General features: G+C 56.7%; 13 protein-coding genes. 7 read left to right on the top strand and 6 right to left on the bottom strand.

Going from position 1 to position 13,502, the window contains the following annotated elements; genetic code table 11:
* Positions 1 to 23: 23 nt before the first annotated feature.
* A complete protein-coding gene (locus tag GHO32_RS12265; protein ID WP_153333623.1) occupies positions 24 to 1,019 on the bottom strand; it encodes an aldo/keto reductase in 996 nt (331 codons plus the stop codon).
* A gap of 110 nt (positions 1,020 to 1,129) precedes the next feature.
* Here GHO32_RS12265 and GHO32_RS12260 point away from each other — a divergent pair, with 110 nt between their 5' ends.
* A complete protein-coding gene (locus GHO32_RS12260) occupies positions 1,130 to 2,035 on the top strand; it encodes a LysR family transcriptional regulator (protein WP_123750108.1) in 906 nt (301 codons plus the stop codon).
* Positions 2,036 to 2,101: 66 nt separating this feature from the next.
* Here GHO32_RS12260 and GHO32_RS26860 read toward each other — a convergent pair whose 3' ends face one another.
* Complete coding sequence (locus GHO32_RS26860; protein WP_256665539.1) at positions 2,102 to 2,236, bottom strand: hypothetical protein; 135 nt, start codon at positions 2,234 to 2,236, stop codon at positions 2,102 to 2,104.
* 116 nt (positions 2,237 to 2,352) lie between these two features.
* Here GHO32_RS26860 and GHO32_RS12255 point away from each other — a divergent pair, with 116 nt between their 5' ends.
* The gene (locus GHO32_RS12255; protein WP_048373123.1) at positions 2,353 to 2,541 is read left to right on the top strand and encodes a hypothetical protein; all 189 of its coding nucleotides are present in this window, start codon (positions 2,353 to 2,355) and stop codon (positions 2,539 to 2,541) included.
* Here GHO32_RS12255 and GHO32_RS12250 read toward each other — a convergent pair.
* Entirely contained in the window at positions 2,538 to 2,924 is a 387-nt protein-coding gene (locus GHO32_RS12250) for a fe2+ zn2+ uptake regulation protein (RefSeq protein WP_153333625.1), read from the bottom strand. The genes GHO32_RS12255 and GHO32_RS12250 overlap by 4 nt on opposite strands.
* A 268-nt stretch (positions 2,925 to 3,192) precedes the next feature.
* Between GHO32_RS12250 and GHO32_RS12245 the strand changes: the two genes are divergently transcribed.
* A complete protein-coding gene (locus GHO32_RS12245; protein WP_368668455.1) occupies positions 3,193 to 5,484 on the top strand; it encodes an acylase in 2,292 nt (763 codons plus the stop codon).
* A gap of 11 nt (positions 5,485 to 5,495) precedes the next feature.
* Here GHO32_RS12245 and GHO32_RS12240 read toward each other — a convergent pair whose 3' ends face one another.
* Positions 5,496 to 6,497, bottom strand: coding sequence for a FecR family protein (locus tag GHO32_RS12240; RefSeq protein WP_153333627.1), 1,002 nt, complete (start codon positions 6,495 to 6,497; stop codon positions 5,496 to 5,498).
* 162 nt (positions 6,498 to 6,659) lie between these two features.
* Between GHO32_RS12240 and GHO32_RS12235 the strand changes: the two genes are divergently transcribed.
* A complete protein-coding gene (locus GHO32_RS12235) occupies positions 6,660 to 6,938 on the top strand; it encodes a PepSY domain-containing protein (protein WP_153333629.1) in 279 nt (92 codons plus the stop codon).
* Between the two features lie 74 nt (positions 6,939 to 7,012).
* On the opposite strand, the gene GHO32_RS12230 is transcribed toward GHO32_RS12235, so the two are convergent.
* A complete protein-coding gene (locus tag GHO32_RS12230; RefSeq protein ID WP_123750111.1) occupies positions 7,013 to 7,567 on the bottom strand; it encodes a GNAT family N-acetyltransferase in 555 nt (184 codons plus the stop codon).
* Positions 7,568 to 7,908: 341 nt separating this feature from the next.
* Between GHO32_RS12230 and GHO32_RS12225 the strand changes: the two genes are divergently transcribed.
* Both GHO32_RS12225 and GHO32_RS12220 read left to right on the top strand, forming a co-directional pair.
* On the top strand, positions 7,909 to 11,553 hold the full coding sequence (locus GHO32_RS12225; protein ID WP_256665540.1) for a toxin VasX: 3,645 nt from the start codon (positions 7,909 to 7,911) through the stop codon (positions 11,551 to 11,553).
* A gap of 476 nt (positions 11,554 to 12,029) precedes the next feature.
* A complete protein-coding gene (locus tag GHO32_RS12220; protein ID WP_256665541.1) occupies positions 12,030 to 12,680 on the top strand; it encodes a hypothetical protein in 651 nt (216 codons plus the stop codon).
* 122 nt (positions 12,681 to 12,802) lie between these two features.
* Here GHO32_RS12220 and GHO32_RS27210 read toward each other — a convergent pair whose 3' ends face one another.
* Complete coding sequence (locus tag GHO32_RS27210; RefSeq protein WP_368668456.1) at positions 12,803 to 13,093, bottom strand: DUF2790 domain-containing protein; 291 nt, start codon at positions 13,091 to 13,093, stop codon at positions 12,803 to 12,805.
* Here GHO32_RS27210 and GHO32_RS12210 point away from each other — a divergent pair.
* The gene (locus GHO32_RS12210; protein ID WP_178113883.1) at positions 13,024 to 13,341 is read left to right on the top strand and encodes a hypothetical protein; all 318 of its coding nucleotides are present in this window, start codon (positions 13,024 to 13,026) and stop codon (positions 13,339 to 13,341) included. The genes GHO32_RS27210 and GHO32_RS12210 overlap by 70 nt on opposite strands.
* Positions 13,342 to 13,502: the final 161 nt, after the last annotated feature.

The following is a 13,502-nucleotide window of genomic DNA, read 5'->3' as shown; positions in this document are numbered from 1 at the left end:
TACGCGGTTTACGCCGTGCTGTTTCAGCGATTCAAATGCTTCATCGACTCTTCGCCATAACGCAAACCCGACACCGCGCCCGCCGGGAAGATGGCGGCCAGGGCGGCCCATTTGCTTGAACTCAGCTTGACGTCCAGCGCGGCAACGTTTTCTTCCAGATATTTGCGTTGCTTGGTGCCCGGAATCGGGATCAGGTAGTCGCCCTGTGCCAATACCCAAGCCAAGGCCAATTGCCCGGCGGTGACACCTTTGTCGGCGGCCAGCGCTTGTACTTGCTCCACCAGCCGCAGGTTTTTGCCGAAGTTATCACCTTGAAAGCGCGGATTGGTGCGTCGGAAGTCGTCTGCGGCGAAGTCATCCGGGCTTTTCAGGGCACCGGTCAAAAAGCCTCGCCCCAGCGGGCTGTAAGGCACGAAGGCAATGCCCAGGCGCTCACAGGTGGCCAGGCAGCCGTTTTCTTCCTGGTCACGGCTCCACAGCGAGTACTCACTTTGCAGTGCGCTGATGGGGTGCACTTTGTGTGCACGCTCAAGGGTGGCCGCCGAGGCTTCGCTCAGGCCCAGATAACGAACCTTGCCTGCCTTGACCAGATCCGCCATCGCACCCACGGTCTCTTCAATCGGCACGCTCGGGTCCATGCGGTGTTGGTAGTACAGGTCGAGGGTGTCGACCCCAAGACGTTTCAGGCTGCCTTCTACAGATGCCTTAATGTAGTCGGGATGCCCGCTGATACCACGGGCCGACGGGTTGGCTGGATCGCGCACAATGCCGAATTTAGTGGCGAGAAATACCTGGTCGCGTTTGCCACGGATCGCCTGGCCTATGAGTTCTTCGTTGGTGTGCGGGCCGTACATGTCGGCGGTGTCGAGCAGGTTGATGCCCAACTCCAGCGCGCGGTGCAAGGTGGCCACGGCTTCACGGGTATCGCTACCGGTGGTGTAGAAGTCAGTCATGCCCATGCAACCTAAACCGATCGCGCTGACGTGCGGGCCGTTGTTACCGAGTTGGCGAGTGTGCATGTGAGGTGCTCCTGAGTGGGGGTGGCGCTATTGTTTACCTCGACACGCAGCGGATAAACCGGGTAGAAACGCTATCACTGTTCGTATTTTCTAAATAATAGGGGTGAGGCATGGACCGATTTAACGCGATGCTGGTGTTCACCCGTATCGTCGAGCTGGGTGGTTTTGCCAAGGCCGCAGATAGCCTGCAAATGCCCCGGGCATCGGTAACGGTATTGATCAAGCAACTGGAAGCGCATGTGGGGGTGCAGCTGTTGCATCGCACCACTCGGCAAGTGAGCCCCACCCTCGATGGCGCTGCGTATTATCAGCGGTGTGTGCGGTTGTTGGCGGACCTTGAAGAGTCCGAGGGATTGTTCCGGGGCAGCCAGCCCAAGGGCACCTTGCGGGTTGAGATGCCAGCAGCCGTCGGGCGCCTGGTGGTGTTCCCGGCGCTGCCGGAATTTACCGGGCGTTACCCGCAGATTGATTTGGAAATCGGTCTTAATGATCGGCCCGTCGACCTGATTCGCGAAGGCGTGGATTGCGTGATCCGCGGCGGCCTGACTGTCGACGATTCACTGGTGGCGCGACCTTTGGTGCAGATGGACCAGATGACCTGCGCCAGCCCGGATTATTTGCGAGCCCATGGCGTGCCGCAATCGCTGGACGACTTGAACGGGCATCGCATGATTGAGTATTTTTCCAGCGCCTCGGGCAAGCGCTATGGGCTGGAGTTTCAGCTTGGCGATGACGTCCGTTTGATCAACCTGCCCAAGCAAGTCTCGGTCAACAGTGCCGAGGGCTACCTGGCTGCGTGCGTGGCCGGTTATGGATTGGTGCAAACGCCGCGCTATCACGTGGCGCAACAGGTGCGGGAAGGGAGCTTGCAGGAGGTACTAAGTGATTGCTTGCCGCCGCGTCTGGCGTTGACGGCGTTGTATCCGCCGCATCGGCAACTGTCACCGCGGGTGCGGGTGTTTGTCGACTGGCTGGTAGACCTGTGCAGCCGGCCCGACAGCGGTTTTAAACGGTAAACGGCTGTAGGAGCGAGCTTGCCTCGCGATCTTTTGATCGTTTAAAAGATCGCGAGGCGTACAGGCTTAACGTTGGTAATACCCAGGGCCACCACCGTAATAGCGGTGATCGTGATGCCATCCATGCTCAGGGAAAAATACGCACCCGCTCATGGCCAGGATGAGCAACAGCGGAACCAGCCGAATGACACGACGTAACATCTGTAAATCCTCAGGGTTGAGCCGGTGGCAGCTAAAAAGCTTCCCCGGCTGTAAGATGAGACCCTGTTTGTTTCAATTCATCTCCGGCAATTCACATTATTTTTCAGGAACAGGTAATGACTCCTAAGCAACGATTGGTGTACTCGATTTTGATCGCTCTGGTGGTGCTGGGCATCATGTTTGGTCTGTCGTATCTGCAAAACACCGGCGTGATCACCGAAAAAACCTTCCAGTACATCGCCATTGGCGTGGCTGTGGTTGTGGTGGTGATCAACGGTGTGATGCGCCGCAAGACCAAGCTTTAAGCCTCGATTTTACCCATCAGCACGGCTTCAGCCTGTGGATGCAGGCTGTAGCTCTTGTCGCTGTTGAGGACCACCACGCCTTCGCTGCACAAGCGCTTGAGCACTTCACGCACACTCAGAAACGACAGCGGGATATCCAGCGCCAGCAAATGGCTGTGCATGCCTCGCACCCCCAGCCTGCGGTCGTTCCCGGCGGCCGTCAGCAAGGCATCGATGACCTTGAGCCGCACCAGACTGGTTCGTAGCCCGAAGCATTTGAGTAGCTGGCGGATCCGTTCATTACCTTGCAAAGGCGCAAGCGCTTCCAGCAGGCCTGGGTCAGGCTGAAAAGCGGTATTGCGACGCTGTTGGTTGCCATCCGTTGGCAATTGCGGGTTCTGCATGCAAAAACTCCTTTCAGAGCCTGATCAGGAAAATAAAAAAGCGCTCTTACTTAACTAGACGAATGAGCGGCGTAAATCATGAACATCAAAATGTAGAAATTTTGTCGTGAATTATTCTCAATCGCGATTCGGTCCCGTGTGGCCGGGGGTTTTAGGCGATTATTAATTTTTTTTAACCTGCTTCGTTTCTTGTACAGGCTGTTCCCGGCCCGCGGTTTTCAATCGATGACGCAGCCGGGCCTTTTGTACTGATCGAGCAGGAGTCCGCGTGAGTATTTCCAAGCCGCTGAGCAAGTCGTGTTGTGCTGCGTTATGCCTGAGCCTGAGTGTGTCCGCATGGGCTCAGACACCCGCCAGCGAGGTGAGTGCCGAGATTCGTCGTACCACGTTTGGGGTGCCGCATATTCGCGCGGCCGATGAGCGCGGGTTGGGTTATGGCATCGGCTATGCCTACGCCCAGGACAACTTGTGCCTGCTGGCCAATGAAGTGGTCACCGTCAACGGCGAGCGTTCGAGGTACTTTGGCCCTGAGCAGATGACCCTCGAAGAGCGCGATAACCTCTCCAGCGACCTGTTTTTTACCTGGCTCAATACCCCACAGGCCGTGGCTGCTTTCTGGCAAGCGCAAACGCCTGAAGTGCGTGACCTGATCGAAGGCTATGTGGCCGGTTACAACCGTCAGCTCGGTGAACGCAAAAACCTGCCTGAGCAATGTGATAACCCCTCGGTGCGGCCGATCACCACGGCTGATGTGGTCAAGTTGACCCGTCGCTTGTTGGTCGAAGGTGGTGTCGGCCAGTTCGGGGAAGCGTTGGTGGCTGCTGCGCCACCGCTCACAGCCTCGCACGCTACAACTAAAAACCTAGAGGCTGAGCGCTTTGCCGTGGCGAGCGAGCGGATGCAGCGTTTTGCCCTGGATCGCGGCAGCAATGCGGTTGCCATTGGCAGCGAACGCTCGCAAACCGGCCATGCAATATTGCTCGCCAACCCGCATTTCCCGTGGGTGGGCGGCATGCGCTTTTACCAGATGCAATTGACCATCCCCGGCAAGCTGGATGTGATGGGCGCGGCTCTCCCGGGCTTGCCGATGATCAACATCGGCTTCAATGCGAACGTGGCTTGGACCCATACGGTGGATACGTCCAGGCACTTCACCTTGTATCGACTTGAACTCGACCCTAAAGACCCGACGCGCTACCTGCTCGACGGCCAGTCGCGAGCGCTGGAGAAACAAACCCTGACGGTCAACGTCAAGCAGGCCGATGGCAGCCTGGTGCCGGTGTCGCGCACCTTCTACAGCTCGGTATTCGGGCCGGTGGTGCAATGGCCGGGCAAGCTCGATTGGGATAATCACGTGGCATTCAGCCTGCGTGATGCCAACCTGAACAATGACCGGGTCTTGCAGCAGTGGTACGCGATGAATCAGGCGCGCAACCTCGATGCCCTGCAGACATCGGTAAACACCCTGCAAGGGATTCCGTGGGTCAACACCTTGGCGGTAGATGATCAAGGGCAGGCGTTGTACATGAACGTGTCGGTGGTGCCCTATGTGGACAAGGCCAAGCTGGCGGCGTGCAGTGACCCGCGTGCGGGCCTTGAAATGATTTTGCTCGATGGCAGCCGCAGTGCCTGCGACTGGACGATTGACCCGAGCGCGGCGCAGCCAGGTATTTACCCGGCCAGCCAGTTGCCGCAATTGCGCCGTAACGATTATGTGCAGCACTCCAACGACTCGGCCTGGATGGCCAACCCCAACGCGCCGCTGAGCGGGTTTTCACCGCTTATCAGCCAGGACGGCCAACCGCTGGGGCCGCGTGCGCGTTTTGCCCTGCAACGCTTGAGTCAGCCGGGGCGTGTCAGCGTCGCAGATTTGCAAGGCATGGTGATGGACGACCGGGTGTACCTGGCGGGGCAAGTCATGCCCGACCTGCTGACCGTGTGTGAAGCCCGGCAAGGCCCTGTGTGTGCCAGCCTCAAGGCGTGGGATCAACAGGCGAATCTGAACAGCGGGATGGGGCTGGTGCACTTTCAGAACATCATGGCTCAACTGCTTGATGTCCCGGAGGTGTGGCGGGTGCCCTTCAACCCGGCAGACCCGCAGCACACCCCGCGTGGTCTGGACCTGGAGCAACCGGCCGTGGTCGAAGCCGTGCAGCACGCGTTGCAGGCGTCAGCAGCAACCGTGGCGGAGCAGGGGTTAGCGCCGGAGATGACCTGGGGTGACATCCAGGGGGTCAACAGTGCAGGTCAGCGAACTCCGATCCACGGCGGCCCGGCCACGCTGGGGGTGTACAACGCCATGCAAAGTGTTCCGGTCGAGGGTGGCATACGTGAGGTGGTCAGTGGCACCAGCTACTTGCAGACCGTGACCTTCGACGAGCACGGTCCACAGGCGCAGGGCTTGCTGGCTTTTTCGATCGCCAGCGACCCGGCTTCAAAGCATTCGCGGGATCAGACTGAGGCGTTCTCAAACAAGCAGTGGCCGCGATTGCCCTTCACCGAGGCGCAGATCAAGGCCGATCCACAGTATGAGCTGACCACGCTTCGGGGCCATTTGTAATTTGCAGCGCTCTAGCCGCGAGGCAGGGCGTTGATCACCGGCTGGCCGTTTTGATCGACGCGCACATACACCGGCAACACCTTGGGCAAGGACGCCACCAGGTTCGGGATCTCTTTGGTGTTGAAGACCCCGCCAATCCGCAGCTGGCCAGTGGCGGTGTCGGCCAGTGACAGCGGCGTGCTCAGGTAGCGGTTGATCATGGGCAAGGCGTCGGCCAGGGTCAGGTTGTCGAGAATCAGCTTGCCATTACGCCAGGCCAGGTCGGGGGCATTGGCATAGGTCTGGCTGATTTGCGGCGCGTAGTCGCCCCCTCTGTAGCTGGCCTGCATGCCGGGTTCCAGGCGCAAGCCGTCGCCACTCAGGTTCTTGTTGCTGGTGACCAGAACTGACCCTTCCAGCAGCGTGACCCGCACCTGATCTTCGTACATCCACACATTGAACTGGGTGCCGGTAACCCGGATACGCCCGTCAGCCGCCTGAACGACAAACGGGTGCGTCACATCGTGGCTCACTTTGAAAAACGCCTCGCCCTTGTTCAGAGTGACCTGGCGCTGATCTTTGTAGTTGAGGTAGGTCAGTTGGCTGCCCAGGTTGAGTTCGACCTGGCTGCCATCGGGCAATGTCGCGTTGACCACGCTGTTGCCTGCCTCAAGGCGTTTATACGCGCTGGGAATCACCCCGAGTTGCCAGCCGCTGTAGGCCGCCACAGGCAACGCGACAAGAGCAATGGCGGCCGCTATGGCCACACGCTGCCAAAGGCGGCGCTGAGCCTTGCGGGGCAGGGGCACGACCTGTGCGACAGCGGGTTGTGGCCGTGGCAAATGCTCGCTGGTGTCCCAGATGTCGAGCATTGCTTCATATTCAAAGGCGTGCAGCGGATCAGCGTTTAACCACACAGAAAAAGCGGCGCGTTCCTGGTCAGTACAGTCAGGCTCGTTCAAGCGCATACACCACTGAGCCGCAGCCTCGGTGATGGCATCGTATTCAGCTTCTGTGAGGCGTGTTTCGCTCATGTGCGCTCCTTGGTGAGGTGCATTCTAACCCTGCGCTTGTGCTAACGAGAACATGAGCCATGTCAAAAGGATGTCATTTATTGCGATGCCGGGTTTTTTCTCTGCTACGGTTACTTCGGCATCTTGGTACCAGACGCAACATCAATTAATGGAGTTAAGAACATGTTGAAGAAAACTTTTGCTGCTGTGCTCACCACTGCTGTTTTGCTGGGCTCCAGCGTTGCGATGGCGCAGCAGAATACGAATCCGAACTGGGCGTTCTCCAAAGAGGTCATTGAAGTGCTCAAGGACAAAAACGGTTACAGCGTGATCAAGAAAATTGAAGCGCAAGACCCGGCCAATGACCTCTGGAAAGCAGAAGGTATTAAAGCGGCTGATGGTCTTGAGTACGAAATCATTTTCGACTCGAAGGGTAATGTGAAGTCCGAGAAGAAAGACTGATTTTTGCCGATTTCAGTCCAGGCACTCACTGAGTGTTTGCAGCCCGATCCTGCCTGTGCGGATCGGGCTTTGTTTTAGCGCCTGGCTCTGTGTGCGAGCCATTGTTCACGAGTAATTTCCCATAAGTCGCACGCAAATTTGCCACCGACAAAGCTGCCTTCCTGACTGCTCACCAGACGCATTGCGCCACGCTCCGAGATACGCCGAGATCCCGCGTTGGGAGCGGCCTTGGGCACGCGCATCACTTCGCGGCCCAGCGTCTCAAACCAGTAAGCGTCCACCACAGTGCAGGCTTCGCTCATCAGCCCTTGACCTTGCCAGGGCGGTGACAACCAGAACCCCCGGTGGTTATCGACGTGATCCATCAAGCTGATACTGCCAATGACCTCTTCTGGCCGGGTGCGCAAACGTAGTGTCCAGTGCCATTCTTCGCCGCGGGCCATGGCTGGCAGAGCGACGTCACGCAGGTAACTGAGGGCGCCGTCATCCGGGTACGGCCACGGCACGACATCGTTCAGGTAGCGCACCACTTCCCAATGCGGGAAGCGTTGCTGGATGGCATCAGCATCCGCCAGACTCAAGGGCTGCAGGATCAAGCGCTGGGTATGCAAGGTGGGCGGCGCGTCCATGTAAATGGCTCCTTGCCATTAATTTGTATCGAGATTAACTCTGAATACACACCTGCGCTTTACGAGTGCGCAAAAACTTGCGCAGTTAAATGCTATTTTTACATGGGTTAACGTGCTGTAAGCCCCGTGAATAAAGGGTTGTAGCGAGCTGCGCAACTTCTTGCGCAGTACTGTGCAGCTTTTTGCGCACTTTTAACCTGTTTGTGCCAGTTGCGGTGTTGGTTTTGGCCAGTGGTCGGCGCCAAACGTTTGTTTTATATGGGGTGTTTTGTTTCTGGCACGGTGCTTGATATCTCGTGTGGATCTAGTAGGCGAGCGTTGCGTTCGCTGGAGGCTCCAAGATGTCAAAGCCGTTCTGGCCCAAAAACCCCAATAACGTCAACCTCTCCCGCGACGATGCGCGAAACAGTATGGGCACCTGCCCGCTGATGAAAACCACCGTGCAGTTGATCCCGCTGCGCTACGCCATCGTCGACAACCCGGCACTCGACCCCGCGAGCGAGGTTGCCATGCCCTACAGCCTCGACGCCCGGCCGCTGGGTATTCGGCTGTTACGTGATGGCTGGTTATACGTGATTGAGGGCAGCAGCGGCACCTTGTCCGAGTACCGTATTGAAGACGGGCTGGTCAGCGCCATGCTGTGGCAAGGTCGCGAGGTATTAGACGACGACCGTGAAGAGCCGATCCACGAACCTAGGCTGATTTACCCCACAACCAGCACCTTGTACGTCACGTATTCCGAAGTCCCGTGGACCGCGAAAAAGTGCCAGCAGGTGCTGAACTCAACGTCCGAGCGTAATCACTTCATGCAAGCGGTCGACTTGAGCAAGGCCACGTGCGACACCGGCGGGCAACACCTGCTGACCCCGGACATGACCGAGCATTGGCTGGCCGAAGTCGCGACCGAGCGGATCGAGGCAGAGCAACAGAACCCTGCCACCACGCTGGCCGGGCACACCAGCAGCACCCAGCAACGGCTGGATGCCGAGTTACCCGAACATGAGCGTTTGCCCTACCTGTGGGAAACCCCCGCGCGTTTCGCTCAAACCTCCATGAACCGCCTCACCGGCTGCATTCATCCACAGTACCGGCACGACACGCTGTATCTGGTGCTGGAAGACACCTTGGGCGTCATGCGCGACTTGGCCAACTATCAAGACCATGTGGTTGGCTGGATCGATGACTGGAGCAATGGTGGGGCGAAACAGGGCCATAACGAACGCGATTACGTACTGGCGTGCTACATCGAATCCCTCAGCCAGCTCAATGCGCTGGATGTCAAAACGCTGATCGGTGAAAGCACGGACCCGGCGCACAAAGCGCTGCTGGATGATTTGCTGTGCATGGCTGAGCCGCAACACGGGGTGACCGATGCCGCGATTATTGAGTACCTCGAAAGAGGTGGCTTGATGACGCCGCCAGCGGGCAGCCCGGTGCCGGCGGAGCTGGAGGTGTTGCGTCAACGGGCGCAGATGCTGGCCAATGAGGACCGCTTAAAAGGCACTGCCATGGGCTCAAATGCTCGAAGCGCAGCAGAAGACGTCGACCGTCGTTTCTACACCCGCGAACATTTTCAGGTCGCCCCGGTGGCTTTTGTCGACACACATTTCGAAACCCTGGTAGCTCTGGGCAAGCACCGATTCAATCAAGTTGATGACCTGCTGTACGGCGCAAAATTTGGCCAGCGCGGCGTCAATGAACTGATCGACCGCGAAGCAATGGACCGAGAATTACTCGCCCATCGAGCCGGGCTGACGCGCTGGAATCACCTGCTCGATGCCATTACTGCCGACCGGGTCAAACTGACGTGCTCGGGTGCATTTCATAAAGCGGGCTGGTACTTCGACCCGATGGACATCGGCCACGCCGGGCACGCGTTTGCCACTGAATATGCCTGCCTCAAAGACATTTGCCGCAGCGACGACGCCTGCGAGCAACTGCTGGCGTACAGCCAGCGCAACCCGCAATTCAGCCGCCCGCTGTACTACACCTTGCCCTACAGCGACCAAACCTCGTTGTGGGTGCACTACGCGTTTTTGCTGGCGGCGGGCATGGTCCTGTTCAACAACAGCCCTGAACTCCTGGTCCGCCTGCGCAGCATTGAACAGAACCGCTTACCGGCGCTGGACGACCTCCCTGACAGTACCCGTTCAGTGGCCAATGCCGCCCTCAACACCCTGACCCCGGCGCTTAATCGCGGGCTGGAAAACGTGCTGGTCAACTTTGACGAGTTCTTCAAAAACAACGCCATGCCCGACGTTGAAGAACTGTTGCGCAAACTGCCCGTCGCCCTGAAATCGCGGATAGTGCAGGCGGCCAAAACCGAAGGCGTGACGTTCCATTTCGCGACACCGCAAGAACAAGCCGCGTTACGCGAAACGTTGGGTGAGACCTTCAAACTGCGCCAGGAAATAGCCCTGCTTAAAAAGAAGCGAGCCCAATCCAATCGTCAATACGGGCATAAATCGCAGACCTCCCGGGAACTGCTGGAGAGAATTCAATACGACAGCCAGCGGCTGGACCTGGAGCAAAGACGACTGGCAGCCAGCCTTAGTCCCATCCCGGAATTGCCGGATGAACATGCGCGGATTTTCGGTTCGACACAGGGCAAAGCAGGGCTGACAGTCATCTTCCCGAATGAAGGCAAACGGCAAGTGGCCGGGCTGATGGATAACTTTCGTAAAGGTGTCCAGCGCGCGCCGGTCATGAACGTGCTGGGGGATGGCGCGGCGTTGTTGCTGTTTGTGGCGCAGGCGGTGAATTTGGTGCAGGTGTTAAAAGAAACAATGGCTGTTTCGAGTGATAAGAGGGTTTGGGTGCCTTTTGTGAGTGCTGCACTTGCAACGGGTGCGGCTGGTTTTGCAGCTGCGCAAGGCATATTTGATACCGCCTTAAGTGCTCAGGCTAAAAAACTCGGGGAAGTTCTCGCAAGAAACTCTCTTAGCCGACTGCAGGTCACCATGGGTAAGTTACATATTGGATTGGGCTTTGTAACTTATGCTTTGGGTTTTGCTGCGGCTTTAGTAAGTTTCAACGGTTATCAAAAACAATGGTCTCAAGCCGTACTTACTGGCAATCGCGGAGCCCAAAATGGTGCCTTGATCGCAATGGTCGCATCGGGAGGTTTGGCCGCCACTAATGCTTATGGTTTTGGTCATACCGCAAAAGCCGGTTATCAAGTACTGATGGCTGCCAAAGGTGAGGCTCGTAAGACGGCGTGGAAGGTTGCTGGCGCTCGTCTTGGCAGCGTCTTTTTTCGTTCCAGTTGGGCCGGTGGATTTTTCACGATACTGGAGCTGGCGGGCACTTGGCTTTACAACCGCTACAACACCAGTGGCCATGATCAGTGGCTACAAAGTACCCCGTGGGGGCTGGATATTGATAAACGGATAGATTTCAGCCTTCAAGAGTTTCAGCATTACTTGACGTTGCAGCAGCAGGCGCCCTTTGTAGAAGTCAAACGTTCAGACGATGAATCGTTTTGGCAAAGCATGTTGGGCGGCGCCAAGCCGGGTGAGATTTTCGTGATCCTGCCGGGTATGACCCTGGCCGACTATCAAGACAAGTTGGATGGAAGGGCCAGTCATGGCCTTAAGATCGGCGCACAGCGAATCACAACGTTTCTTCGGGGGGATCGAGGCGCTCGCGTTGAGCAGCGCGAGGTTGTAACTGAGCAGGTGCAGGCAGGGTTGTATCGAATGGTGAGCAAGCCCGAAAAAGAACAGATCGGGCCAGCATTCTTATTGATCAAGCTGACTTATCCACGCAATCCTGAACGCAGTATCGGCAATATTTCTGAGGAGTTATTGATTGAGCTTGAGCTGCAGTCTTTGAATGACGAAGGGCAATTGGTTCGGCGTAATTACCGTATTCGTTTCAATCCTATTGAAGGTGGACGCTTTCTCTCGGCGAAGCAGCATTTCGATTCGAGCGTAGAAATGCCTTTGTTGGGAGTTGAAGTCATGGCATTGGAGCCTTTGCAATGACCTCCTCCATATCGACATCACCTCAACAATCAGTTGAAGAACCCCAAAAAAAAGCGGGCGACATAGAGCTTTGTCTTACCGGGCGAAAAACCTACTTGGCTCCTTTGCCGCTGCCCACAGAGGCAGAACCTTGCTGTCCCTATATCAGTGATTACAACGATATTTACTTGGACTTTGGTGGCGGTGAGCCCAATGTTTTTTCATATCAAGTCAATTTAGGAGGGCCTTTTAGCTGTGCCTGCTTGGTCGCAATTGGATTTCCATTATTAGGTGGCTTTATAGCATTAACTTTAGGTTACGGAACTGATGAAAGCTGGGAGGCAGTGAGAGGAATATTTTTGGTGGCGTGGGGCATTGCTATAAAAATGTGGCTAGCAACCTCAGCTGTCTGCTTCGCCATCTGGCTCCACCACCACAAACTCTTCACCCAAGTAATCCCTACTCGCTTCAACCGCCAACGCCGCGAAGTTTGTTTTATGCCAGACGGCGCCACACAACCGCTGTTCGTCCCCTGGGAATCCCTGTCTGCCTGGGTGGTTCAAGGCCAAAGCGCGACCCAATACGGCATCACCCGCCACTACGGGATGGGCATGGGCTTTATGCATGAAGGCGAGCTGGTCAGCGTCGAATTCCAGTGCGGAGCTCTGCAACTGGCGATTGCCAATTGGGAGGCCGTGCGTGGCTACATGGAGTACGAACTCAACGATCTGCACGCCATCCAGGATCCGCTGGAACTTCAGGCTCCCGGTGACCCGTCCCACGAAGGGCTGCACACGTTTCGCAATGCCCGCGCCAGTTTGCATCGGCGTATCTGGGAGAAAGAAGTGTGGTGGGTCTACGGCTTTTTTTGGTACGTCTACCACGTCATGACGTTATGGACCCTGCCCAACCACTTGGTGGAATGGGAGATAAAACGCATCGCCAAGGTCGGTCGAAAAGCCCTGCCCGAGGCGATGCGTGAATGGTCCGAGCCGCTGCCGCCCGAGCAATGGGCGAAGCCCAGTGCCGAGTTGCTCCGATTGAGTGCCAACGTCAAAGCGTTGGTCAAACGATCACCGCGCAAGCCTATTACTGAGGTGTTTGCTGAGGCGTATCGCAGCGAGCCCAACTCGCGGCAGCGTGGTTAAGCGGCTATGACGACTCAAATCACTGGGCTGCAACCTGTTCAAACAGAGCCCCCGGTATGCGGCAATGCTGTTCACTTATGCAATTTCTGCCTCTGTGGGAGCGGGCTTGCTCGCGATGGTCGTTAACGATGATGCGTATTTGCCGAGTAAATGAGGCGCTCTTGAGAGCATCGCGAGCAAGCCCGCTCCCACCCTTGATAGTCTTCATAAGTCATTTTTGCGGGAATTACTTCACCTACATAGGCGACAAGCGACACGTTAATGACTTTAGTGATGTCCAGGTAGACAGCGCCATTGGAGTAAGTGCAATCAAACCTTTCTTTGGGGGGATCGAGATATTCCTGTGGAGCAGGTGCAGGCAGGGTTGTATCGAATGGTGAGCAAGCCCGAAAAAGAACAGAGCGGGCCAGCACCCTTATTGATCAAACTGACTTATCCACGTACTCCTGAGCGTACGATTGGCAATATTTCCGAGGAATTATTGATTGAGCTTGTGCTGCAGTCGCTAGATGACGAGGGGCAATTGGTTCGACGTAATTACCGTATTCGCTTCAATCCTGTTGAAGGCGGGTGCTTTCTCCCGGCGAAGCAGCATTTCGATTCGAGCGTAGAAATGCCTTTGTTAGGGATTGATGTCATGGCAATGGAGCCTTTGCAATGAACAATTCCAAGTCGATATCACCTCAACAACCAGTGGAAACCTCCCCAAAAAAATCGGGTGATATAGAGCTTTGTCTTGCTGGGCGACAAACTTACTTGGCCCCTTTACCGCTGCCCACTGCGGCAGATCCGTGCTGTCCCTATATCAGTGATCACAACGAC

Source organism: Pseudomonas sp. FSL R10-2189, assembly GCF_009600325.1.
In the GTDB taxonomy this organism is placed as follows: Bacteria; Pseudomonadota; Gammaproteobacteria; order Pseudomonadales; family Pseudomonadaceae; genus Aquipseudomonas; species Aquipseudomonas helleri.
This window is presented reverse-complemented; position numbering and strand designations above follow the sequence as displayed.

Coding starts and splice junctions, on each gene's coding strand:
- GHO32_RS12240 (WP_153333627.1), bottom strand. CDS start 6,497: ATGAGCGAAACACGCCTCACAGAAGCTGAATACGATGCCATCACCGAG.
- GHO32_RS12225 (WP_256665540.1), top strand. CDS start 7,909: ATGTCAAAGCCGTTCTGGCCCAAAAACCCCAATAACGTCAACCTCTCC.
- GHO32_RS12220 (WP_256665541.1), top strand. CDS start 12,030: ATGCCAGACGGCGCCACACAACCGCTGTTCGTCCCCTGGGAATCCCTG.
- GHO32_RS12255 (WP_048373123.1), top strand. CDS start 2,353: ATGACTCCTAAGCAACGATTGGTGTACTCGATTTTGATCGCTCTGGTG.
- GHO32_RS26860 (WP_256665539.1), bottom strand. CDS start 2,236: ATGTTACGTCGTGTCATTCGGCTGGTTCCGCTGTTGCTCATCCTGGCC.
- GHO32_RS12260 (WP_123750108.1), top strand. CDS start 1,130: ATGGACCGATTTAACGCGATGCTGGTGTTCACCCGTATCGTCGAGCTG.
- GHO32_RS12230 (WP_123750111.1), bottom strand. CDS start 7,567: ATGGACGCGCCGCCCACCTTGCATACCCAGCGCTTGATCCTGCAGCCC.
- GHO32_RS12250 (WP_153333625.1), bottom strand. CDS start 2,924: ATGCAGAACCCGCAATTGCCAACGGATGGCAACCAACAGCGTCGCAAT.
- GHO32_RS12265 (WP_153333623.1), bottom strand. CDS start 1,019: ATGCACACTCGCCAACTCGGTAACAACGGCCCGCACGTCAGCGCGATC.
- GHO32_RS12235 (WP_153333629.1), top strand. CDS start 6,660: ATGTTGAAGAAAACTTTTGCTGCTGTGCTCACCACTGCTGTTTTGCTG.